19 protein-coding genes and 1 pseudogene are annotated in these 21,998 nt (G+C 61.2%); 14 read left to right on the top strand and 6 right to left on the bottom strand.

Annotated elements, in window-relative coordinates; translation table 11 throughout:
• Positions 1-34: 34 nt before the first annotated feature.
• Positions 35-355 (bottom strand): thioredoxin, encoded by a 321-nt coding sequence (gene trxA / locus PMX60_RS02620; protein ID WP_117735375.1) that lies wholly within the window; start codon positions 353-355, stop codon positions 35-37.
• Positions 356-491: 136 nt separating this feature from the next.
• On the opposite strand from trxA, the gene PMX60_RS02625 reads away from it, so the two are divergent.
• Positions 492-1,067, top strand: a complete 576-nt coding sequence (locus tag PMX60_RS02625) for a hypothetical protein (RefSeq protein WP_271746777.1) — start codon at positions 492-494, stop codon at positions 1,065-1,067.
• Between the two features lie 64 nt (positions 1,068-1,131).
• On the opposite strand, the gene PMX60_RS02630 is transcribed toward PMX60_RS02625, so the two are convergent.
• From PMX60_RS02630 to PMX60_RS10215, 3 genes and pseudogenes are all read right to left on the bottom strand, one after another.
• The gene (locus PMX60_RS02630) at positions 1,132-2,409 is read right to left on the bottom strand and encodes a sensor histidine kinase (RefSeq protein ID WP_271746778.1); all 1,278 of its coding nucleotides are present in this window, start codon (positions 2,407-2,409) and stop codon (positions 1,132-1,134) included.
• A complete protein-coding gene (locus PMX60_RS10210; RefSeq protein WP_416377936.1) occupies positions 2,409-2,834 on the bottom strand; it encodes a LytTR family DNA-binding domain-containing protein in 426 nt (141 codons plus the stop codon). Before PMX60_RS10210 ends, PMX60_RS02630 begins: the two co-directional genes overlap by 1 nt.
• Positions 2,777-3,115, bottom strand: a pseudogene (locus tag PMX60_RS10215) (LytR/AlgR family response regulator transcription factor); the annotation flags it as partial. The pseudogene PMX60_RS10215 and the gene PMX60_RS10210, both read right to left, overlap by 58 nt.
• A 292-nt stretch (positions 3,116-3,407) precedes the next feature.
• On the opposite strand from PMX60_RS10215, the gene nadA reads away from it, so the two are divergent.
• The 4 genes from nadA to PMX60_RS02655 are packed head-to-tail and all read left to right on the top strand — an operon-like array spanning position 3,408 to position 7,275.
• Entirely contained in the window at positions 3,408-4,433 is a 1,026-nt protein-coding gene (gene nadA, locus PMX60_RS02640; protein WP_271746780.1) for a quinolinate synthase NadA, read from the top strand.
• Between the two features lie 56 nt (positions 4,434-4,489).
• Positions 4,490-5,866: an FAD-binding protein gene (locus tag PMX60_RS02645; RefSeq protein ID WP_271746781.1), complete on the top strand. Its 1,377-nt coding sequence runs from the start codon at positions 4,490-4,492 to the stop codon at positions 5,864-5,866.
• Between the two features lie 3 nt (positions 5,867-5,869).
• Positions 5,870-6,730, top strand: a complete 861-nt coding sequence (nadC, locus tag PMX60_RS02650) for a carboxylating nicotinate-nucleotide diphosphorylase (protein WP_271746782.1) — start codon at positions 5,870-5,872, stop codon at positions 6,728-6,730.
• Entirely contained in the window at positions 6,730-7,275 is a 546-nt protein-coding gene (locus PMX60_RS02655; protein ID WP_271746783.1) for a transcription repressor NadR, read from the top strand. The genes nadC and PMX60_RS02655 overlap by 1 nt, the downstream gene beginning before the upstream one ends.
• Before the next feature lie 92 nt (positions 7,276-7,367).
• On the opposite strand, the gene PMX60_RS02660 is transcribed toward PMX60_RS02655, so the two are convergent.
• Positions 7,368-7,619, bottom strand: a complete 252-nt coding sequence (locus tag PMX60_RS02660; protein ID WP_158564522.1) for an indolepyruvate ferredoxin oxidoreductase subunit alpha — start codon at positions 7,617-7,619, stop codon at positions 7,368-7,370.
• 530 nt (positions 7,620-8,149) lie between these two features.
• On the opposite strand from PMX60_RS02660, the gene dnaK reads away from it, so the two are divergent.
• The 5 genes from dnaK to PMX60_RS02685 all read left to right on the top strand — a co-directional run bounded on the left by dnaK (position 8,150) and on the right by PMX60_RS02685 (position 15,139).
• Positions 8,150-10,042, top strand: a complete 1,893-nt coding sequence (gene dnaK / locus PMX60_RS02665) for a molecular chaperone DnaK (protein ID WP_117564548.1) — start codon at positions 8,150-8,152, stop codon at positions 10,040-10,042.
• Positions 10,043-10,044: 2 nt separating this feature from the next.
• Entirely contained in the window at positions 10,045-10,887 is an 843-nt protein-coding gene (locus PMX60_RS02670; RefSeq protein WP_271746784.1) for a nucleotide exchange factor GrpE, read from the top strand.
• A 108-nt stretch (positions 10,888-10,995) separates the two neighbouring features.
• Positions 10,996-11,961 carry a DnaJ C-terminal domain-containing protein gene (locus tag PMX60_RS02675; protein WP_271746786.1) on the top strand — a complete coding sequence of 322 codons (966 nt, stop codon included), beginning with the start codon at positions 10,996-10,998 and terminating at the stop codon, positions 11,959-11,961.
• Between the two features lie 73 nt (positions 11,962-12,034).
• Positions 12,035-12,451: a heat shock protein transcriptional repressor HspR gene (locus PMX60_RS02680; RefSeq protein WP_006235210.1), complete on the top strand. Its 417-nt coding sequence runs from the start codon at positions 12,035-12,037 to the stop codon at positions 12,449-12,451.
• A 387-nt stretch (positions 12,452-12,838) separates the two neighbouring features.
• Positions 12,839-15,139, top strand: coding sequence for a hydratase (locus tag PMX60_RS02685; RefSeq protein ID WP_271746788.1), 2,301 nt, complete (start codon positions 12,839-12,841; stop codon positions 15,137-15,139).
• 265 nt (positions 15,140-15,404) lie between these two features.
• On the opposite strand, the gene PMX60_RS02690 is transcribed toward PMX60_RS02685, so the two are convergent.
• Positions 15,405-16,073 (bottom strand): hypothetical protein, encoded by a 669-nt coding sequence (locus PMX60_RS02690; RefSeq protein ID WP_271746789.1) that lies wholly within the window; start codon positions 16,071-16,073, stop codon positions 15,405-15,407.
• A gap of 234 nt (positions 16,074-16,307) precedes the next feature.
• Between PMX60_RS02690 and PMX60_RS02695 the strand changes: the two genes are divergently transcribed.
• The 4 genes from PMX60_RS02695 (at position 16,308) to PMX60_RS02710 (ending at position 21,957) form a co-directional block, all read left to right on the top strand.
• Positions 16,308-16,979 (top strand): hypothetical protein, encoded by a 672-nt coding sequence (locus tag PMX60_RS02695; protein ID WP_271746790.1) that lies wholly within the window; start codon positions 16,308-16,310, stop codon positions 16,977-16,979.
• Between the two features lie 367 nt (positions 16,980-17,346).
• Positions 17,347-19,974 (top strand): ATP-dependent chaperone ClpB, encoded by a 2,628-nt coding sequence (gene clpB / locus PMX60_RS02700; RefSeq protein WP_271746791.1) that lies wholly within the window; start codon positions 17,347-17,349, stop codon positions 19,972-19,974.
• 132 nt (positions 19,975-20,106) lie between these two features.
• On the top strand, positions 20,107-20,280 hold the full coding sequence (locus tag PMX60_RS02705; protein WP_271746792.1) for a hypothetical protein: 174 nt from the start codon (positions 20,107-20,109) through the stop codon (positions 20,278-20,280).
• Positions 20,281-20,604: 324 nt separating this feature from the next.
• Positions 20,605-21,957, top strand: coding sequence for an ATP-binding protein (locus tag PMX60_RS02710; RefSeq protein WP_271746793.1), 1,353 nt, complete (start codon positions 20,605-20,607; stop codon positions 21,955-21,957).
• Positions 21,958-21,998: the final 41 nt, after the last annotated feature.

Genomic DNA, 21,998 nt, shown 5'->3' on the forward strand with positions numbered 1-21,998 from the left:
GACGGCAGGCAGACGGCAATATGTAACAAGCGTATTACAGATGCTTTTCCAGCAGCGCCTGCAGCCTCGCCTTGGGCAGAGCGCCAACCGAGCGGTCAATCTCTTCGCCGTTCTTAAACACAATCAGCGTGGGGATGCTCATGACGCCATACTTCATGGCCAGGTCCTGGTTGTCGTCGACGTTGCATTTGGCAACGGCAAGCTTGCCCGCCAGCTCATCGGCAACCTCGTCAACGATGGGCGAGAGGGAGCGGCAGGGACCGCACCACGGTGCCCAAAAATCGACCAGCACGGGCAGGCTGTCGTTAACGACGGAATCGAAGTTCTCGGGGGTAATCTGCTTAATGTCAGCCATGGTGACCTCCATAATGCGACGCGGCTCAGCCGCGTAAAACTCAGTACGACCGTGCTTATACCCAGCCGCCCGCAAAGCAACCACTCGCGGGCAGCTCTTTTATATAATGGTGGGCACGCAAACGATTGGAGAGCGCATGCCCACGTCACAAAGCCAGAAAAAAGAAGCCATCGCCCAGGCGACCGAGCAGGAGCTCGCATCGCTCGCGGGTCGTGGCGTGCGTATCGCGGGCAACGCGTGCTCGCCGATCGTGCTGGTCAAAGGCGATTTGGACGAGGCCGAGCGTTCGGGTGGCGAGCTTGCCGCCGGCCCGGATGGCGCGGCGTTGCGCAAGGCGCTTGGGGCCATCGGCTACGCGCCCGAGGATTTTTGCGTGCTGGCAAGCGTCGCCGGCGTGGGTGACGGAGCGGTCGCGGTGGGCGAGACTCTGCCGTGCGAGCTGTTCCGTGAGGCGCTTGAGGCTTTGGACCCCGAGGCGGTGCTACTGCTCGACAACAACGCGGCTGACGCCATGCGCGAGACCTACGCCGATATGCTCGTGGCGATCGATGACTTCGACACCGCCATGCTCAGGCCCGGCTTGGTCGCCCATGTGCAGGGTCGCCGCGTGCTCGCGCTCGACGGTTTCGAGGCGGCGCTCACCGACAAGGCCGCTAAGCAGCGCATGTGGGCCTACATCAAGCAGCTGACTCCGGCGGCCGCCCCGCTGTAGCGGATTGGCGCCGGCGAGCGATTGCCTGGCGGGCAAGGCGCGCCTCGAGATCGGCGCCGCACTTCTACATCACAGCGCGCAGCTCAAACCGATCGCCGTTAATGCGGAACTGACAGTTGCCGTTCATGCGCTCCACGGCAAGTTTGATGCTCTTGGTGCCAAAGCCGTGGCCCGCATGCCGGGTTACGGGCATGCCGTCGACCATGCGCGGCGCGCGGTCAAACGTGTTGGAAACTAACAGCAGCAGCTGGCCGTCCTCTAATCGCAGGTCAAAGTCGACGAATCGCTTTCCTTGGGGTGCGGCGCTTGCAGCGGTGATAGCGTTTTCCAAGGCATTTGAGAGCACGCTAAACAGGTCGGCTTCACCTACGTGGATGGTTTCGGGTACGGCGGCGCGCAGGTTGGCGGTAATGCCGTTTCTATTGATATCCGAGTTAAATGACGAAAGCGCGATGTTTACGGTCTCGTTGGCGCAGAAGCGGCGTACGGCGGTGCGGTCGCCGGCTTCGCAGAGTTCGTCGATGCGATCGAGCGCCTCGTCGGTGTGGCCCTCCTCAATTAAAGCGGCCAGGCCGCGTAGGAAGTGGCGCATGTCGTGGCGAAGAATCGACAGCTCGCGCCCAGATTGACGCCAAGCCTCGAGCTCTTTGATGGCGGCGCTGTCGCGGGTTTCGAGCATCCAGCGCTCTCGCTCGGCGGTTTCCTTTTCTTCGTATTCGCGCAGGTAAACGGCAAGAAACATAAGATAGAAGGCACAGAGCGCAAATGCCAAAAACTCAACCGTTACCACCGAGCCCGAGTGGAACAGCGTGGTGTAGACGTTGGTGGCATAGTCAAAGACGTAATAGACGAGCGGCAGGATTAAAAGGATGCCCAGCTCGGTGGTGCTTTTAATCGCCAAGCGCGGACCGATGTCGCCGGCCCAATGCAACAGGACGGCAAAGACGGCGAGTGTGGTCGCGATGCGCGCCAGATAGTACGCGATCTGAGAATCGGTTGCGGCAAATGCGGCGATGCCCATCCAATTGCTGAACTGGCAGCTCAGATAGGCACTCGTAATGCCGAGCACGGCAAGCAGCGGGCTCAGGCGGTAGCGCGCGCACAAATAGATGACGAGCGGCAGATGCACGACGATCGGATATACCTGGCGGGCGAAAAGCTCGCCGCCGACGGCATTGGCGAGGCCAAATGCGCATCCGGTTACGGCACCGACCAGCACCAGTTCAAGCGCATGACGCCGGTTGATCTCGACACCGCACAGCGCCGCCGAGGCAAAGACGCCAAAGAGCAGCGTCGTGGCGTGGTGGATTGCCCAAAGGACCATTTCGACCGAGGAGACCATCAGTGTCTCCCACCCTCAAAGCGCGCCGCAAAGTAGGCGTCTTGGAATCCCTGCTTGCAGCTGCGCGAAAGCGGGATGCACGCGCCCGAGCGCATGACGATGTCCGTGCGGTCAAAGTGATCGATATTGCGCAGGTTGACCTGGTAGCTGCGGTGGCATTTTGCACCAAACGGTCCTCGACGCTGCGGAATGACTCGAGTGCCTCGATATCGCGTCCGTCGCGCAGGTGGAAGACCACGTGCTTGTTGCGCGCTTCGGCATATTCGATGTCGGACAGGCGCAGGGCGTGGTAGCCAAAGGAAGTTTTGATCACGAGCTCGTCGGTTGCCGCCGGGCGCATGCTCGAAAGCTCGTCGAGTAACTGCGCCAGGCGTTCGTAAGTCACGGGCTTGAGCAGGTAGTCGAAGGCGCGGACCTCGTAGGATTCCAGCGCGAACTCGGGCGACGAGGTGAGGAACACCAGGCGCACGGCGGTGTCGGCCTGGCGCAGTTCGCGTGCGGTGTCCATGCCGTTGACGAGCGGCATGATCATATCGAGTAAGATGATGTCGGCGCGCGATGCGGCATGGCGGGCCAGCAGGTCCTCGCCGCGCGTGACGAGCGCAACATCGACCGCCGTGCCCGTCTCGGTCGACCAACGGTCGATCATCCGGTGCAGTCTATCTAGAAAAGTGACATCATCGTCGCAGGCAATAATCTTGAGCATTCGGCCCCCTTAAGTAGTTCGATTTTGCCACATCGGGCACGCGCCGCTTGCGGGGGTACGGACCGTTTGCGCCCCACGGCGTGCAGCTCGCGCCAAGCGGTGTTGCGGTGGCGAAAGATGCCTCCTGCGCTATCGAAAGCCCGGCTATCCTCAGCTTGCCAGTTCGAAAATGGACTTGCCACATGATTGAATCTTTATTTCAACTTGACACCTAGGTTTACAGCTGTCTTGTCAGCTGTAAACCTAGGTGTCATACTAAAGCCCCAAGATTCGCCAAAAGAGAGGGGCCTTGATGGCACAGAGCGCGAACATGGATGCGTCGGAGCTTGCACGCGATATCGCGGCCGGCCTGGCATCGGCAACGACGGCAACGGAGCGTGCGGCGCTGGTGCCCGCAGAGCTCGTCGAGGCCATTCATCAACTAAAAACCCAACGTGACGCGGTAATCCTGGCGCACTATTACGTGGCGCCCGAGGTCCAAGCCGTTGCCGATTACGTCGGCGACAGCTTCTACCTGGCAAAGCTCGCCAAAAGCCTGCCGCAGCAGACCATCGTGCTGTGCGGCGTGGAGTTTATGGGCGAGAGCGCCAAGCTGCTCAATCCCACTAAGACCGTGCTGCTGCCCGAGCCGGGCGCGGACTGTCCCATGGCGCACATGGTCAAGCGCGAGACGGTCGACGCGGCGCGCGCCGAGTACGGCGACGACCTGGCCGTGGTGTGCTACGTCAACTCCACGGTCGAGATCAAGAGCTGGAGCGACGTGTGCGTCACCAGCTCCAACGCCGTTAAGATCGTGTCCGAGCTGCCGCAGCAGCATATCCTGTTCATTCCCGACCAAAACCTGGGACGCTTCGTAGCCGAGCAGGTGCCGCAAAAGCACGTCATCCTCAACAACGGCTACTGCCCGCGCCATCACATCATCACCGTCGAGCAGATCGTCGACGCGACGGAGGCCCACCCCGACGCGCTCGTGCTGGCGCACCCCGAGTGCAAGGCCGACGTCCTGGCCGAGGCCGACTACATCGGCTCCACCGCCGGCATCATCAAGTATGCCGAGGAGTCCGACGCGAGCGAGTTCATCATCGTGACGGTCCGCGGCGTGCTCTACGAACTCGAGCGCCGCTGCCAGGGCACCGGCAAGAAGTTCTACTTCCCTGCGGTGCGGCCCACCTGCGTCAACATGGATCTCATCACGCTCGAAAAGCTCGTGCACTGCCTGGAGACGGGCGAGGGCGAGGTGCAGATTGGCGTGTCGGAAGAGGCCGCCGATCAGGCCAAGCTCACACTCGACCGCATGCTCGAGTACGCGACGCGCTAAGCCAATGTGACATGAGGGACCATCCCTTATGCCACATTACAAGGGAGAGGATTCCTGTGGAAACCAAACAATACCCCGATATGGAGTGTGACGTCGTCATTGCCGGTTGCGGCGTGGCGGGCCTGTATGCGGCTCTCAATCTGCCGACGAGCACGCGCGTAATCATGCTCTCCAAGGGCGCCATCGACGAGTGCGATTCGATGCTCGCGCAGGGCGGCATCTGCGTACTGCCCGAGGGCTCTGACTACGATGCCTTCTTTGAGGACACCATGCACGCCGGCCATTACGAGAACCGCCGCGAGAGCGTTGACATCATGATCCGCTCGAGCCGCTCGGTCATCAACGACCTGCTGGCGATGGGCGTGGACTTTGAGCGCAAGGCCGACGGCAGCCTCGACTTTACCCGCGAGGGCGCGCACAGCCGCCCGCGCATCGCCTTCCATGCCGATATTACGGGCAAGGAGATTACGACCAAGCTGCTCCAGGCTGTCCGTAAGCTGGACAACGTGCAGATTCTCGAACACGTTGCCATGACCGACATCCTGACCGCCGAGCGCGATGACGCCACGGTGTGCACCGGCGTTGTCGCCGTTGCCGTGGATGAGGGCGATTCGGCTCGCCCCGCCGACGAGCTGGCAAATGCCGCTGAGGGCGTGCATGCCGGCGAGCCTTTTAAGATCCATGCCCGCCACACGCTGTGGGCTACGGGCGGTATCGGCGGCGTATACGACCATTCGACTAACTACCCGCAGCTCACGGGCGATGCCTGCTACATTGCTCAGGAGCATGGCATTAAGATGGAGCACCTGGACTACGTGCAGATTCACCCCACGGGACTGTTCTCGCCGCAGCCGGGCCGCACCTTCCTGATCAGCGAGAGCTGCCGCGGCGAGGGCGCGATTTTGCTCAACGCCGCCGGCGAGCGCTTTACCGACGAGTTGCAGCCGCGCGATGTGGTCGCCGCTGCTATTCGCGAGCAGATGAAGCAGGACGGCACCGAGCACGAATGGCTGAGCTTTGCCCCCGTCGAGCGCGATGTGGTGACCGGGCACTTTACCAACATCCGCGCGCGCTGCCTGGAGGACGGTCGCGATATCTTGGACGAGACCATTCCCGTTACGCCCACGCAGCACTACTTTATGGGCGGCGTGTGGGTCGACAAGGACGGTCGCACCTCGATGCCCGAGCTCTACGCCGCGGGCGAGACGGCCTGCAACGGCGTTCACGGCAAGAATCGCCTAGCTTCTAACAGCCTGCTCGAGTCTCTGGTCTGGGGCCGCCGCGCCGCGTGGTATATGCGTACCGGCGAGTCGCTGGCCGTGGAGCAGGCCGGTGAGCCCGCGCTTGACGGGCGTCACCGCGCCCTGAGCGCCGACCCCCTTGCAATCGATGATTTGGCCCGTGCCGCCGGCACGCAGGCCGTGGAGGAGTAAACCATGAATCCCATTACCATGAAGCTCGTCGTCGATGATCTGATTCTGCAGGCTCTGCGCGAGGACATCACGTTTGAGGACGTGAGCACGGCGAGCGTGTGCCCCACGGCGCGCCCCGCTACCGTTGAGCTCATCGCCAAGGCCGACGGCATTATCGCCGGCCTGGACGTATTCGCCCGCACCTTTGAGCTGCTGGATCCGCAGAGCTCCGTGTTGTTCGATGTCGCGGACGGCGACGAGGTGCACGCTGGCGACCATGTGGGCCAGGTGCGCGGCGACGCGCGCGTGCTGCTTTCGGGCGAGCGCGTGGCGCTCAACTATCTGCAGCGCATGAGCGGCATCGCCACTTACACGCATCGGATGGCGGCTGCGCTCGAGGGCACCAAGACCGTGCTTGTCGACACGCGCAAGACCACGCCGGGAATGCGCGTCTTCGAGAAGGCCGCAGTCGAGATCGGCGGCGGCAGCAACCACCGCTATAACCTGTCGACGGCTGTCATGCTCAAGGACAACCACATCGACGCCGCCGGTGGCGTGGCACGCGCGATTGAGATGGCGCGCGCCCATGCATCGTTTACCACGACGGTCGAGATTGAGTGCGAGAACCTGGACATGGTGCGCGAGGCCGTGGAGGCCGGCGCCGATATCATCATGTTCGACAACATGACCCACGACGACATGGCTGCCGCGATCGAGCTTATCGCCGGCCGCGCCAAGACCGAGTGCTCGGGCAACGTGGACGCCAGCAATGTCCGAGCGCTCGCCGACCTGGGCGTTGACTTTATTAGCTCGGGGGCGTTGACGCACTCTGCGCCGATCCTCGACCTTTCGCTTAAGCACCTGCGTCTGCTGGACGGTAAATAATGGATGCCCGCGAGCGTCGCCGCGCCATCATGGGCGTACTCGAGGGGGCCACGGAGCCCGTTTCGGGCAGCGCGCTTGCCCGCGAGGTGGGTGTGAGCCGCCAGGTCGTGGTGCAGGACATTGCCCTGCTGCGCGCCGACGGACACGATATCGTGGCGACCAACCGTGGTTATGTGCTGCAGGAGGCCCCCAGCAGCCCCGCTGTGCCCACGCGCTTGGTCAAGGTTCGCCACAGCGTGGAGCAGGCAGGCGATGAGCTCACGAGTGTCGTCGACGCCGGAGGCGCCGTGCTCAACGTGATCGTCAATCACCGCGTGTACGGTAAGATCACGGCCGACTTGGATATCCGCAATCGTCGCGATGTTGAGCGCTACCTGCACGATATCGAGAGCGGCAAGAGCTTTCCGCTGCTGACGGTAACCAGCGGCTATCACTTCCATCGCATTGCGGCAGAAGACGAGCAAACTCTCGACGAGATCGAGGCCATGCTCAAGGAGAAGGGCTATCTGGCAGACCTAATGCCCTACGAAGATGACCTGTCCTAGTAACGACGAATGCAAAAGGAGGCCTCCGCGGCGATGCGGAGGCCTCCTTTTTTGTGCACGGTGTACTTGTGAGTGTGCAAGTGGGGGAGTTGTTACTCCTCGACGATCTCGGTGATCGCGCCGGCGGGGCAAGCGTCCTGGCAAGCGCCACAGGCGACGCAGGAATCCTCGTCAGCGACGGTAGCGACGTCCTGGAGCTCCAGAACGCCAGCGGGGCAGGAGTCGACGCAAACGCCACAAGCGATGCACTCGTCGGCATCAATTACGGGATGAGCCATGGTAGTTTCCTCTCTGTTGACCGACGCTACAGGCGATGCGCGTCGGTTTGATTCGGGCAAAAACATACCACGGGAGCGACCGTTTGCAATACCCTCTGACCGGCATCTTCATACCGTTCGCCGAGTATGCTACGGCTTACTAAAAAACATGCAGGTGAGGCCGTTGAGCTGCGCAAATGTTAGCTATAGGTGACTTGAAATATAGGGCGATTGAGCGCGCCTGCGGAAAGGGCATCCCGTTATTTGGCCGAAAACCGGGTCGCAGTTTCCGGTTGGGCCCGCTAGAGGAAACTGCGACCCGGAATCCACGCTCAAACCGGGATGAACTTTCCGCAAGACGGCCCCCAGGCACCCCCGGACGCAAACCTCAGCCATCTCTACATAGATTTCAATAGATCTGCCGAGAACTCAAACAGTGTATCTACCTGCGCATTTGAGAACCTAAACTCTCAGAGATAAGAAATCTTATATGAATTGACTTAGATTTTGTATATTCCGGCCCATAAGGGGATACACTACATCCTGAAAGACAAGCCGAAGCGCCGCGCGACAGACCGTCGAGGCGGCGCGAACGCAAAAGAGAGAGGGAATTTCTAATGAGTAAGATTCTTGGTATCGACCTTGGTACTACTAACTCCGCTATGGCCGTCCTCGAGGGCGGTTCTCCGACCATTATCGTGAACGCCGAAGGCGACCGCACCACCCCGTCCGTTGTTGGCTTCCGTGCTGACGGCGACCGCGTCGTGGGTAAGGCCGCTAAGAACCAGGCTGTCACCAACCCCAAGAACACCGTGTTCTCCATCAAGCGCTTCATGGGCCGCAAGTACTCCGAGTGCACCTCCGAGATCAAGACCGTGCCGTACGAGGTCAAGGAGGGCCAGGGTGGCCGTGCCGTCGTCGACATCGAGGGCAAGGATTACACCGCCGAGCAGGTGAGCGCCATGACGCTCGCCAAGATGAAGGCCGATGCCGAGAAGTATCTGGGCGAGACCGTCACCGACGCCGTCATCACCGTCCCGGCCTACTTCAACGACGCCCAGCGTCAGGCCACCAAGGATGCCGGTAAGATCGCCGGCCTCAACGTCAAGCGTATCGTCAACGAGCCGACCGCTGCCGCTCTTGCCTATGGCCTGGACAAGCAGGGCACCGACCAGCGCATCCTGGTCTTCGACCTGGGTGGCGGCACCTTCGACGTCTCCATCCTCGACCTCGCCGACGGCGTGTTTGAGGTTCTGTCCACTTCGGGCGACAACCACCTGGGCGGCGACGACTGGGATCAGCGCGTCATCGACTGGATGGCCGACAAGTTCCAGCAGGAGAACGGCGTCGATCTGCGTCAGGACCCCATGGCCCTGCAGCGTCTGAAGGAGGCTGCAGAGAACGCCAAGAAGGAGCTCTCCGCGGCGCAGCAGTCCACCATTAACCTGCCGTTCATTACCATGAACCAGTCCGGCCCGCTGCACCTCAACTACACGCTGACCCGCGCCGAGTTCGAGAAGATCACCCGCGACCTGCTCGAGCGTTGCAAGCAGCCTGTCACCAACGCCCTGCGCGACGCCAAGCTCAAGCTCTCCGATCTGACCGAGGTCATCCTCGTCGGCGGCTCCACCCGTATGCCCGCTGTCCAGGATCTGGTCAAGACCATGACCGGCAAGCAGCCCAACATGTCCGTGAACCCCGATGAGGTCGTTGCCGACGGCGCTGCCGTCCAGGGCGGCGTGCTCACCGGTGACGTCGAGGGCATCCTGCTGCTCGACGTAACCCCGCTGTCGCTGGGCGTTGAGACCATGGGCGGCATCATGACCAAGATGATCGACCGCAACACCACGATCCCGACCTCCAAGACCGAGGTCTACTCCACCGCAGCCGACAACCAGACCAGCGTCGAGATCAACGTGCTCCAGGGCGAGCGCGAGCTTGCCCGCGACAACAAGTCGCTCGGTAAGTTCCAGCTGACCGGTATCCCGGCTGCCCGCCGCGGCGTGCCGCAGATCGAGGTCACCTTCGACATCGACGCCAACGGCATCGTCAAGGTCTCCGCTAAGGACAAGGGCACCGGCAAGGAGCAGCAGATCACTATCTCCGGCTCCACCGCTCTGTCTGACGACGAGGTCGATCGTATGGTCAAGGACGCCGAGGCTCATGCCGAGGAGGACAAGAAGCAGAAGGAAGAGGTCGAGGTCCGCAACCAGACCGATAGCCTGTGCTACTCCACCGAGCAGACCCTCAACGAGCTGGGCGACAAGGTTTCCGCCGACGTGAAGTCCAAGGCCGAGGCCGCTATCGCCGACGCCAAGAAGGCGCTCGAGGGCTCTGACGTCGAGGCCATCAAGGCCGCTGGCGAGTCCCTGCAGTCCGTGGCCTACGAGCTGGCCCAGGTTGTCTACGCCGACGCTCAGCAGCAGACCGACGGCGCCGCCGGTGCCCAGCCTGCCGACGATGACGTTGTCGACGCCGACTACGAGGTTGTGGACGACGAGGACAAGTAATCATGTCCGCCCGTAAAGCTCGCACGGAGGCGGCTGCCGCTGGCGCCGCCCCCGTTGACTCTGAGGAGAAGGACGTGAAGATTCCCGTAGAGGCCGTCGACGATACCGAGGCCAACGAGGCCGAGGCCGCCGAGGCTGCCGAGAACCAGGTAGAGGATTCCAACAAGGAGGCGACGATGACCGAGGACGAGATGGTGGAAGCCGCTATCCGCGCCGGTGAGGAAGCCGCCGACAACGACTTTAAGCTCAAGTTCGAGCAGGCCCAAAAGGAGCTTGCCGACGTGCGCAGCGAGCTCGATGCTGCGGCAGAGGCTCAGAAGGCCGCCGAGGACAAGGCAAAGGACGCCACCGAGCGCACCGCCCGTCTACAGGCCGACTGGGAGAACTTCCGTCGCCGCACCGCTAACGAGCGCATCGCCGAGCGCGAGCGCGCGACCGAGAAGCTCGTCACTGCGCTGCTGCCGGTGGTTGACGATATCGAGCGTGCAATCGACCATGCCCGTAGCCAGGAGCTTTCCGACGATTTTAAGCAGTTCGTCGATGGCGTTGACGCGGTGCATGCCAAGCTGCTCGATGTGTTTGCGCACGAGGGCGTTGAGCCCATCGACCCCAAGGGCGAGGCGTTCGATCCGCTCGAGCACCAGGCCGTGGGGCGTGTCGAGGACGCATCGCAGTACGACGAGACCGTCAACGACGTGTACCAGAAGGGCTACCGCATGGCGGATCGCATCCTGCGTTCCGCGATGGTGACGGTGACCTACGGTGGCGAGAAGCGCCCCGCACCGGAGCCCGAAGCGGCGCCCGAGGATGCCACGGCCGATACGGCCGAGGGCACCGAGGAGTAATTGAGAAGGGCCCCGGGGCAACACCCGGGGCCCTTTCTGGCCAAGTGCCACATGACAGCATGAGCCGCCGTCCGCGGGGGCGGCGGATATAACAGGAGAGGAGCTACGATGGCTGCAGGCAAAACCTTCTATGACATCCTGGGCGTATCCAAGAGCGCCTCCGACAAAGAGATCAAGAGCGCGTTTCGCAAGCTCGCGCAAAAATATCACCCCGATGCCGGCGGCGACGAGGCCAAGTTTAAGGAGATTAGCGAGGCCTACGAGACGCTTTCGGACGAGAAGAAGCGCAAAGAGTACGACCAGATGCTCATGTTCGGCGGCATGCCGGGCGCGGGCGGCGCGTATAGCGGTGGCTACGGCGCCGGTGCCGGCGCGAGCGGTTGGGGCGATATCTTCGACAGCATCTTCAGCGGCAACGGCGCCTGGGGCAGCGACTGGGGCTCGGGCTTTGCCGGGGCCGCGGGCGCTGCCGGTGCGGGCGCGGGCCGCAACCGCGCGCGCAAGGGCGGCGACCTGTCTCTGACCGTCGACGTAACGGCCGAGGACGCGTTCCGCGGCGTGACGCACAAGGTCACCTACCGCATTCCCTCGACGGGCGAGCAGCAGACCATCACGGTCTCGGTGCCCGCGGGCGCGGTCGACGGCGGCAAATTGCGTTACAAGCGCCGTGGCGAGTACGGCGTTGCCGGAGGCGAGCGCGGCGACCTGGTCGTGACCACGCATGTGGAGGAGCATCCGCTGTTTAAGCGCAAGGGTGCCGATGTGACCATGGAGGTGCCGGTCTCGGTCTACGAGGCGGCGCTCGGCTGCACGGTGGACGTGCCCACGCCCGGCGGTGCGACGGTTCGTCTGAAGGTGCCCGCTGGCACCCAGACGGGCAAGAAGTTCCGCTTTAAGGAGATGGGTGCGCCCGACGTTAAGCATCGCGGCCGCACGGGCGCGCTGCTCGTCGAGATCAAGGTGCAGGTTCCCACGAACCTGTCCGACGATGAGCGCGATGCCATGACCAGGCTGCGCGAGGCCGACACGCGCGATTATCGCGAGAAGGTCAACCGTTACAAGGCAACGTACTAGTTTGGTTGCGTGGCCCACGGGCTGGCCGCAGGCTTATGATGGAGATGTGCGAGACGGAAAGGGGTCAGGTAGCATGGCCGAGGACAATAGGAACAAACCGCTGTACATGATCAGCGTGGCGGCCGAGCTGACCGGCATGCATCCGCAGACTCTGCGCGTCTACGAGTCCAAGGGCCTGGTGAACCCCCAGCGCTCGGGCGGTAACACGCGCCTGTATTCCCGTGCCGATATCGAGCGTCTGGAACTCATCAACCAACTGACCGACGAGGGCATCAACCTTGCCGGCGTGGTGCGCATCCTCGATATGAAGGAGCGTGCCGAGGAGCGTGAGCGCGAGAACGAAAAGCTCCGTGCTCGCGTGCGCCAGCTCGAGGACGAGCTGCATGAGTACAAGATGCAGAAGAAGATCACCGCCCTGGCCCCGCGCGACGGCTCGGTCAACCCCGAGCAAGTCATGCGCAAGCTTTTGGGCGCCGGCGGAGATTTGTAGTTACGCGGGTTTACCAACCCGCGTAACCAGTTGACGCTGCAAGCCCGTCAGAGCGGCAATCTGCCTTTCAACTTCGGCGGCATGATCAAAAGATCAATGCTGCCTTGTTTCAAGGCACCTTGCTCGCTCTGGCGGGCTTTCGCTGTCTGCGCCAAAACATCGGCGTTGCCGGAGTAGGGTAGTTTGGCACTTGGGGACGTTCCTTTTGTGCCGGCACTTTGGGACACTCCTTGCGCCAAGTCTGCCGGCCCACACCGGACTCGTCCCATGCTTTACCGAGATAAAGTGAACGTGCAGATTCGTAACCCACTTGCAACCGTTCTATGGCACGATATTGAACGAATGTATGCTATGAGCCCAAATCTTTTGGGCAGAGTGGGAGACAGTATGGTCAAGCTGTACGAGGACGGCATCTACCTGCGCGGCGGCAGCGAGGTTGTGCCTGCGGCCGAGGCTGCCGAGCGCGGTATTACGCAGACGCCCGAGGACGCCAAGCGTGGCACCATCGCGTATTCGATCCTTCAGGCACACAACACGTCCGGCGACCCCGAGGCGCTCAAGATTCGTTTCGATGCCATGGCGAGCCACGACATCACCTTTGTCGGCATCATCCAGACGGCGCGCGCCTCGGGCATGGAGCAGTTCCCACTGCCCTACGTGCTCACCAACTGCCACAACTCGCTGTGCGCCGTGGGCGGCACTATCAACGAGGACGACCACGTCTTCGGTCTCTCGGCTGCCAAAAAGTACGGCGGCATCTTCGTTCCGCCCCATATCGCGGTCATCCATTCCTTTATGCGCGAGAACTTCGCCGGCTGCGGCAAGATGATTTTGGGCTCCGACTCGCACACCCGCTACGGCGCCCTGGGCACCATGGCCGTGGGCGAGGGCGGCGGCGAGCTGGCAAAGCAGCTGCTGCGTGACACCTACGACGTCGCCTATCCCGGCGTCGTCGCCATCTACCTCACGGGCGCCCCGCGTCCCGGCGTCGGCCCGCACGATGTGGCGCTCGCCATCATCCGAGCCGTCTTTGCCAAGGGCTACGTTAAGAACAAGGTCATGGAGTTTGTGGGCCCCGGCATCGCGAGCATGACGACCGACTACCGCAATGGCGTTGATGTCATGACCACCGAGACCACCTGCCTGTCGAGCATCTGGGCCACCGACGAGGACACGCACGCGTTTTTGACCATGCACGGCCGCGGCGACGACTACCGCGAGCTCAAGCCCGCCGATGTTGCCTACTACGACGGCTGCGTCGAGGTCGATCTGTCGAGCATCAAGCCCATGATTGCGCTGCCATTCCATCCTTCCAACGGCTTTGAGATCGACGAGCTCAACGAGAACCTCGAGGACATCCTGCGCGAGGTGGAGCTCGAGGCCGCCAAGATCGGCGAGGGCAAGACGCACTTTAGCCTGCTCGACAAGATCATCGACGGCAAGCTGCACGTGCAGCAGGGCGTTATCGCCGGCTGCTCGGGCGGCAACTACGACTCCGTGGTCCAGGCTGCCCGCGTGCTCAAGGGCGCCAACACCGGCTGCGGCGAGTTCTCGCTGTCGGTCTATCCCACGAGCCAGCCCGTGGCACTCGAGCTTACACGCCGCGGCTACATCTACGACCTTATGGAGGCCGGCGCGATTGTGCGCACGGCGTTCTGCGGCCCGTGCTTCGGCGCCGGCGACACGCCCGCCAACAATGGCCTTTCGATCCGCCACACCACGCGCAACTTCCCCAACCGCGAGGGTTCCAAGCCGGGTAATGGCCAGCTGAGCGCCGTGGCCCTGATGGACGCCCGTTCCATTGCGGCGACGGCTGCCAACGGCGGCGTCCTGACGCCGGCGACCGACCTGCCCGAGGAGACTTGGGACGAGGCCTGCGAGTACACCTTTGACGACGCGCCGTACAAAAAGCGCGTGTACTGGGGCTTTGGCAAGGCGGAGCCTGCCGACGAGCTGGTCGAGGGCCCCAACATCAAGCCGTGGCCCGCGATGGAGCCTCTCGGCGACGACATCCTGCTCAAGGTGTGCTCCAAGATCATGGACCCGGTCACCACGACCGACGAGCTCATTCCCTCGGGCGAGACGAGCTCCTTCCGCTCCAACCCGCTGGGCCTGGCCGAGTTTACGCTCAGCCGCCGCGACCCGGCCTACGTGGGCCGCTCCAAGGAGGTCGACGCCGTGGAGAAGCGCCGCGTTGCCGGCGAGGCCGCGGGCGACCTGGCGGCACTCGATGCTGAGCTTGCCAGCGTGTTTGAGGCACTGGCCGGCGCGGGTGTCACGGCCGATGCCAAGGCGACCGAGTACGGCTCTATGCTCTATGCCAAGAAGCCCGGCGACGGTTCCGCCCGCGAGCAGGCCGCGAGCTGCCAGCGCGTGATTGGCGGCCTGGCCAACATCGTCCACGAGTACGCCACCAAGCGCTATCGCTCCAACGTGATGAACTGGGGCATGGTGCCCTTCCAGATGGAGGCGGAGCCCAACTTTGAGGTGGGCGACTACGTCTTTGTGCCGGGTATCCGTGCCGCGCTCGATGGCGACCTGAAGAACATCGCTGCCTACGTGGTGCGTGCCGACGGTGCGGTTGAGCAGATTGAGCTCTACATTGCCGATATGACGGCAGAGGAGCGTGCCATCGTCAAGGCCGGCTGCCTGATCAACTACAACAAGTTCAAGGCCGCTGCCGAGTAACTCTGCTGTACGCCCCTGCCACACCTTTCCCTCGTGCTCACGCGCTTCGCGAGGGTCGCCCGAGGGAAAGGTGCGTCCGGGGCTATCGCGACGTTCTCGTTGGATCTTGAGGGACGCTAATAAATAGACTTGCTTGATGCCGCCTCTGTTATCGGGGCGGCTTCTTTTTGTCGAAAACCGCCACAAAGGGGACGGGCACCTTTGTGGCGGTGGGGAACGAGCTCGATGTTGTTGTGATTGTTGAGCGGTATGTTAATGAGCGTCTCTACAGGATTTCATCTGGGCTGGCGGGCTTGGTTGTTTTGGGGATGCCGAGTTTGGATGACGCGAAATCGTCAACATTGTCCTTAATTCCGTCTTTGGTGTAGACAGTGACCATATAGGTGCTGTGTCCGAATTCGCCCTTGTCGCGTGTTGCCCAGGCATCCCAGTAGGCGGCCCCGTTTCGCCCTTTGATTTTTCCGACACGGCGGAGTTCTGTTCGCTTTAATTTCCGGTTGCTATAGATGGTTCGACCGGCTTCCGCGGTGAGCCCGCACTGTCCAAGCAGCTTGTCGAGGACTTGGTTCATGTGGCGCTCATCGGTGTTTGGTGCGTAGTCGTAGGCGAGGGTGATGGAGTCGAGTGGCTGGTCGTCGATCAGATAGTTTAGCGCCTGAGGTTCAAGGCAGAAATAGGGGGAGCATCCGTCGACCTTGCCGAGCAACGGTAACTTGGACTGCCAACTTCCGGTGGGAATTGCATATTCGTAGAACACGCCACGGCAGACAAAGGAGAGCGAGGTGGCAAGCGAGCCGGCGTCGATCATCCCGCAAAGATCGAAGGGCGAGGCGATACCAAAAGAAAAGGGCGTGATGACGATAAGGAAGAGCATCACGATGGGTATGGCGAAAATGGTAATGACGTTGCGACCGGTGGAATGAGACGGCTTCATATGCGCTCCTCGAGACAAAGATCTGTTGAGGATAGGCAGAAATGGATATGTTCAGAGAACAATTCAAGTTTAATCTCATGGCGCGAGATGGTCGACCGTTAGCGTCGAAAACCACCACAAAGGTGCCTGTCCCCTTTGTGGTGGTGAGGAGCGCGTGGCTCCTTTTGGTAATAGTGCTGGCTGGCGGTATCATTAGTGCAGGTGGCGAAGGTTTGCATTGTGGGGTGTTTTGCCGTGAGCCGTTCTGCCCGTATTGGATTGATTGTCTTGGCGCTTGCGATCGCTGTGGTTGGCGCGGGCGCTGTCGGTATGGCATTTCTACCTGCTGCGGTGACGGAGCCGGTGGTCAAGCCTGTGACTCAATCTGTCGAACTTCTGACCGGCGACGACAAGCCCGAGACCATTACCGTTGATTTTGATGAGCAGCCGGCTGTGCTGGGTATTAGCAATTATCCGCGTATTCAGCTTGGGGCCATGCGCTATACCACGGATACAAGCCTGATCGATAGGGCGTCCGAGCTACTCAAGGGCAAAACATTTAAGCGTTGGTACGGATATGCGTCCTATCGGGCAAAAGCGAACGACATGGTTGGCGGATGTCACTCTTCCATCGAGCTGGACACTGCAAACGGCGCAAAGTTATGTGATGTCTCGTACGATCCGGGTTACGAGGGCAATGAGGGTCCGGGTATTTACATCATGGCCGGCGATGCAGCCTATGTCATGGAGGGCGACCAGGCCGAGCTCAACGATTCTATGGGTCAGTGTATCCAAGATGCCTATGAACAGACCTGCTTGCCCGACCCGCAGACTGCACGCGATAGTGGGTCTGCCCGTATATGGCTCTTCGAGGATGAGATGCCCTGGACCGTCGAATCGGGAAGTACGGGTTCGGCGAAGGAGTAGAGACCGCGACCACCACAAAGGTACCTGTCCTCTTTGTGATGGTTTTCGGTCTGTCTCGATCTGTAACATCTTGGCCGCTAAAAGTGGGCCTGGTGTTACAGATTTAGATTTTTGATCCGGGTGTTTTCTGTTCGTCTCAATCTATAACATCTGGAGCCATAAACAGTCGCTAGATGTTACAGATTGAGATAGTAAGGGGACGAGGCCGTAGCGGGTGAGCGCACCTGCTCCCTATCTTTCAATCACTCAGAAAATCTTATATATAGAGACTTAGATTTATGTATAAGATCGCGCAAAGCTGGCAACAATACTTCTCGAACAACGTGAAGCCGCCCCGTAGGGCGGCCACCCCAAGAGAGGTGATTCCATGAGAATCGATAAGCTAGCAATGACGTCGCGCGAGGCGCTGCAGACCGCCATGAGCACGGCTGCTGACGCGCAGGCCGGCGCGGTGGAGCCGATTCACCTGCTGTCCGCCCTGCTCGGTGCCGGCGAGCGCAATATCTCCGTGATCATCGAGCGCATCGGCGCTGAACCGGCCCAGCTCGCACGCTCCACGCAGGATGCCATCGACCACGCGCCCAAGGTTTCGGGCGAGGGCCAGCAGATGGGTCTTTCCAATGAGCTCGTCCGCGTCATCGAGAAGGCCGAGAAGAAGGCCACCAAGATAGGCGACAGCTTTGTGGTGACCGAGCATCTGCTGATGGCACTTGCCGAGGACAAGGGCGAGGCCGGCCGCGTTCTGCGCGACGCAGGCGTGACCAAGGAGCGCATCGAACAGGTCTACGAGGAGCTGCGTGGCGATGACCGCGTGACGTCTGCCGAGGATAAGACTCAGTTTGAGGCGCTGGAGCAGTACGGCCGCAACATCTGCGACCTGGCCCGCGCCGGCAAACTCGATCCGGTCATCGGCCGTACCGACGAGATCCGTCGTACCATCCAGGTCCTGTCCCGCCGCACCAAGAACAACCCCGTGCTCATCGGCGAGCCGGGCGTCGGCAAGACCGCCATCGTCGAGGGCATCGCCCAGCGTATCGTGGCCGGCGACGTGCCGAGCACCCTGCGCGACCGCGACCTCATCGAGCTCGACATGAGCGCGCTGGTCGCCGGTGCCAAGTACCGCGGCGAGTTCGAGGACCGCTTGAAGGCCGTGCTCAAGGAGGTTCAAAAATCCGAAGGCAAGGTCATCCTGTTCATCGATGAGCTTCACACCATCGTGGGCGCGGGTGCCACCGAGGGCTCCATGGACGCCGGCAACATCCTCAAGCCGGCGCTCGCCCGTGGCGACCTACATGCAATCGGCGCGACCACGCTCGACGAGTATCGCAAGTACATCGAGAAGGACGCGGCGCTCGCCCGCCGTTTCCAGACTGTGATGGTCTCCGAGCCTACCGTCGAGGACACCATCTCGATCCTGCGTGGCCTCAAGGAGAAGTACGAGATCTTCCACGGCGTGCATATCACCGATGGCGCGCTCGTGGCGGCTGCCGACCTCTCCGATCGCTATATCGCCGACCGTTTCCTGCCCGACAAGGCCATCGACCTGGTCGATGAGGCCGCAAGCCGCCTGCGCATGGAGCTCGACAGCATGCCGGTCGAGATCGACGCCACCACGCGTCAGCTCACCCAGCTGCAGATCGAGGAGCAGGCACTCATGAAGGAGACCGACGACGCCTCCAAGGAGCGTCTGGAGGCCCTGCGTCAGGAGATTGCCGAGGTCCAGGAAAAGCTCAATGTGCAAAAGGCTGGCTGGCTCAACCAAAAGAACGCCATCGACCACGTGCAGGAGCTTAAGGGCCAGCTTGACGAGGCCAAGAGCGAAGAGGAGCGTGCAACGCGCAACGGCGATTTGGGTCGTGCGTCCGAGCTGCGCTTCTCCGTGATTCCGGGCCTGCAGCAGCAGATTCAGGATTCCGAGGCTGCGCTCGAGGCACAAAAGCAGCAGGACGGCGAGGGCCTCAACGAGCAGGTGACCTCCGACGAGATCGCCGAGGTCGTGAGTGCCTGGACCGGCGTGCCCGTGTCCAAGATGATGCAGGGCGAGCTCGACAAGCTGAAGGGCCTGGAGGGCGAGCTGCATAAGCGCGTCATCGGTCAGGACGAGGCCGTCTCCGCCGTCGCCGCGGCTGTGCGTCGCAGCCGTGCGGGCCTCTCCGATCCGGACAAGCCCATCGGCAGCTTCTTCTTCCTGGGCCCCACTGGCGTGGGCAAGACCGAGCTCGCCAAGGCGCTTGCCGAGTGCCTGTTCGACGACGAGCGCGCGCTCGTGCGTATCGACATGTCCGAGTACATGGAGAAGTTCAGCGTCCAGCGTCTGATCGGTGCGCCCCCGGGATACGTGGGTTACGACGAGGGCGGCCAGCTCACCGAGGCCGTGCGCCGTCGTCCCTACTCCGTGATCTTGCTCGACGAGATGGAGAAGGCCCATCCGGATGTCTTTAACGTGCTGTTGCAGGTGCTCGACGACGGCCGTCTGACCGATGGCCAGGGTCGCCAGGTGTCCTTCAAGAACACGATTATCATCATGACGTCCAACGTGGGCTCCAAGGCCATCGCCGATCTGTCCGGTAAGGACGAGGAGGAGATGCGCCATCAGGTCGACGCTGCCATGGCTCAGACCTTCCGCCCCGAGTTCCTCAACCGTATCGACGATATCGTGGTGTTCCATCCGCTCGGTATGGCGCAGATCGAGAAGATCGTCGACATCCAGCTCGCCGACGTCCGCGCGCGTCTGGCCAAGGAGCGCATGACGCTTGCCATCACCCCGGCGGCCAAGCAGATGCTCGCCGTGGGCGGCCTGGACCCGGTCTTTGGCGCCCGTCCGCTCAAGCGTCTGGTTCAGCGCGAGGTCGTGGATGCCATCGCCGCCGCTATCATCGACGGCACGGTGCGCGAGGGCGATCAGGTGACGGTCGATGCCGACAAGGACGGCGGCTTTACCGTCGTGTGCGACAACACGCCGGCGGCCACCTACGAGGTCCCCGACGCCGAATAGATTTATGGGACATGCCTTAAAATCTGCCAGCCGTCTCTAAACGCCAAAGGCGGCGGATCCAATTGGGTCCGCCGCCCTTTTTCGTGCGACAATCGATAATGTTGAACGGATGCGATGCAAGGAGCTATGCAGATGAAAGACGAGATCAAGACAAGTGCGCCGGCGCCCAAGCCCACGTCCAAGCCGGCACCCAAGCCGCGCGATCCCTACATCCGTGCCGAGAACGAGGACGATGACGGTTACGATCCCTACAGCGACCGACGCCTCGAGCGCGAGCCAATGTTCGAAGCCGACCCGTGGCGCTGAGTGCCACCCAAAAGGCCACCAATTAAGTTGCGGTGAAATAGGGACTGTTTTTGCAGTTTGACCAGCAAAAACAGTCCCTATTTCACCGCAACTGCGTTAGGGATTTTTCTACAGGGGGAGGGTAGTCAAAAAAGCCCCGTCCCAAATTGACTGCTCGGGGAGTCGCATTCGAGCTCGGTTGTCCTCTTAGCCACTCGATATCCTTCGGAGCAATAACAGTGAAAAAACTTGCTTAAGTGTTAATCAAGCTACACACAATCTTGCTCTCTAATTAATCAAGAATCAGTATAATTTTGATTAGCTAGAGAGCAAGATTGGAGAATCATGGCATTCAACGACTTGATCGCCCAGAAAATAAAGGACTTTGAACAGCAGAGGGTTCCGCAGGTCTTTGAGCGAGACCTTGATCTGGGAAACCCACAGGAGCCAAAGCGCGACAACATCGTAAATGTGGTTGTGGGGGCCCGCCGTTGTGGAAAGACGTATCGCCTGTATCAGGAGATGCAGCGGCTTCAGGGCCGGGGCGTCGAGCTTGACCGGATGCTTTACTTTAATTTTGAGGACGAACGCTTGCGCCCGTATGAGTCATCGCTGCTGGCGGACGTGCTCGACACGTTCTATGCGCTGTATCCTGCTGCTCGAACCGAGGGCGCTTACATTTTCTTTGACGAGATCCAGGAAATTCCCGAATGGGGTGCGTTTCTGCGGCGTGTAGTCGATACGGAGAAAGCGACCGTCTATGTGACGGGATCTTCTTCCAAGATGCTGTCCTCAGAGCTTAAGAGCGAGTTCAGGGGTCGTTCTCTTATACGGGAGCTTTTTCCGTTGAGTTTTTCGGAATACGTTCGGTATAAGACGGGGAGCGTTTTCGAGCCAGATGCGACCTTTTCCCCAAGCGATGCAGCGCTGCTTCGACATCATCTGATCGGATATCTTGAACGAGGGGGATTCATCGCGACGCTTGAGCAGACGCCCGCAGACGCGATTCAGCTGCTACAGGAATATGCTTCGCGAACGGTCGCTATGGACGTCATTGAGCGTTACGACGTCAAGAACCCTCGCCTGGCATCGCTGTTCTTGACGCGGTGTATGGCATCTTCGGGACGAGAGCTGTCAGTGAACAAAGTGTACAACGAGTTCAAGAGCAGACAGATACCCGTCAGTCGTAATTCGCTCAGCGATTTACTTGAGTATTATGAGGATGCCTACCTGTTATTTTCTGTGCCGGAGTTCACGCGTTCATTGGCAAATAACATGCGGTCTGCGTCTAAGGTCTACGCTGTCGACCCTGCGATGTTTGGAGCATTCTCTCCCGCATCGGCATTGGACCAGGGCCAGAGGCTCGAGACCGCAGTGTTCAATGCGCTAAGAAGAAGGACTCCCGCGGTGAGGACCGGCTCGGTCTGCCGCCTGCTGATCAAAGAGAAGAGCAAAAGCCATGAGGTGGACTTTGTGGCTGGGGACGCACTTCTCATGCGGGCTTATAGCCTGATTCAGGTGAGTGTGGATATGGCAAGTGAGAAAACGCGCGAGCGCGAAATTGCCGCGCTTGATGCCTCGATGGCCCAGTTCGATCTTGGCGAGTCGGCAATCGTTACCATGGATGAGCAGGCCGATATTCCATGCGAGCACGGTGCGGTACACGTTGTGCCCGCATGGAAGTGGCTCCTTGCCTAATCATCTACGGATCTGTGGGGCCAGGACCTCCTGGCCCCTTC

The organism is Collinsella aerofaciens (assembly GCF_028206995.1).
GTDB classification, from domain to species: Bacteria; Actinomycetota; Coriobacteriia; order Coriobacteriales; family Coriobacteriaceae; genus Collinsella; species Collinsella aerofaciens_AQ.

Bases quoted from the DNA above. Each gene is read 5' to 3' on its own strand.
- trxA (WP_117735375.1), bottom strand. From the start codon at position 355: ATGGCTGACATTAAGCAGATTACCCCCGAGAACTTCGATTCCGTCGTT.
- PMX60_RS02625 (WP_271746777.1), top strand. From the start codon at position 492: ATGCCCACGTCACAAAGCCAGAAAAAAGAAGCCATCGCCCAGGCGACC.
- PMX60_RS02630 (WP_271746778.1), bottom strand. From the start codon at position 2,409: ATGGTCTCCTCGGTCGAAATGGTCCTTTGGGCAATCCACCACGCCACG.
- nadA (WP_271746780.1), top strand. From the start codon at position 3,408: ATGGCACAGAGCGCGAACATGGATGCGTCGGAGCTTGCACGCGATATC.
- nadC (WP_271746782.1), top strand. From the start codon at position 5,870: ATGAATCCCATTACCATGAAGCTCGTCGTCGATGATCTGATTCTGCAG.
- PMX60_RS02655 (WP_271746783.1), top strand. From the start codon at position 6,730: ATGGATGCCCGCGAGCGTCGCCGCGCCATCATGGGCGTACTCGAGGGG.
- PMX60_RS02660 (WP_158564522.1), bottom strand. From the start codon at position 7,619: ATGTTTTTGCCCGAATCAAACCGACGCGCATCGCCTGTAGCGTCGGTC.
- dnaK (WP_117564548.1), top strand. From the start codon at position 8,150: ATGAGTAAGATTCTTGGTATCGACCTTGGTACTACTAACTCCGCTATG.
- PMX60_RS02670 (WP_271746784.1), top strand. From the start codon at position 10,045: ATGTCCGCCCGTAAAGCTCGCACGGAGGCGGCTGCCGCTGGCGCCGCC.
- PMX60_RS02675 (WP_271746786.1), top strand. From the start codon at position 10,996: ATGGCTGCAGGCAAAACCTTCTATGACATCCTGGGCGTATCCAAGAGC.
- PMX60_RS02680 (WP_006235210.1), top strand. From the start codon at position 12,035: ATGGCCGAGGACAATAGGAACAAACCGCTGTACATGATCAGCGTGGCG.
- PMX60_RS02685 (WP_271746788.1), top strand. From the start codon at position 12,839: ATGGTCAAGCTGTACGAGGACGGCATCTACCTGCGCGGCGGCAGCGAG.
- PMX60_RS02690 (WP_271746789.1), bottom strand. From the start codon at position 16,073: ATGAAGCCGTCTCATTCCACCGGTCGCAACGTCATTACCATTTTCGCC.
- clpB (WP_271746791.1), top strand. From the start codon at position 17,347: ATGAGAATCGATAAGCTAGCAATGACGTCGCGCGAGGCGCTGCAGACC.
- PMX60_RS02705 (WP_271746792.1), top strand. From the start codon at position 20,107: ATGAAAGACGAGATCAAGACAAGTGCGCCGGCGCCCAAGCCCACGTCC.
- PMX60_RS02710 (WP_271746793.1), top strand. From the start codon at position 20,605: ATGGCATTCAACGACTTGATCGCCCAGAAAATAAAGGACTTTGAACAG.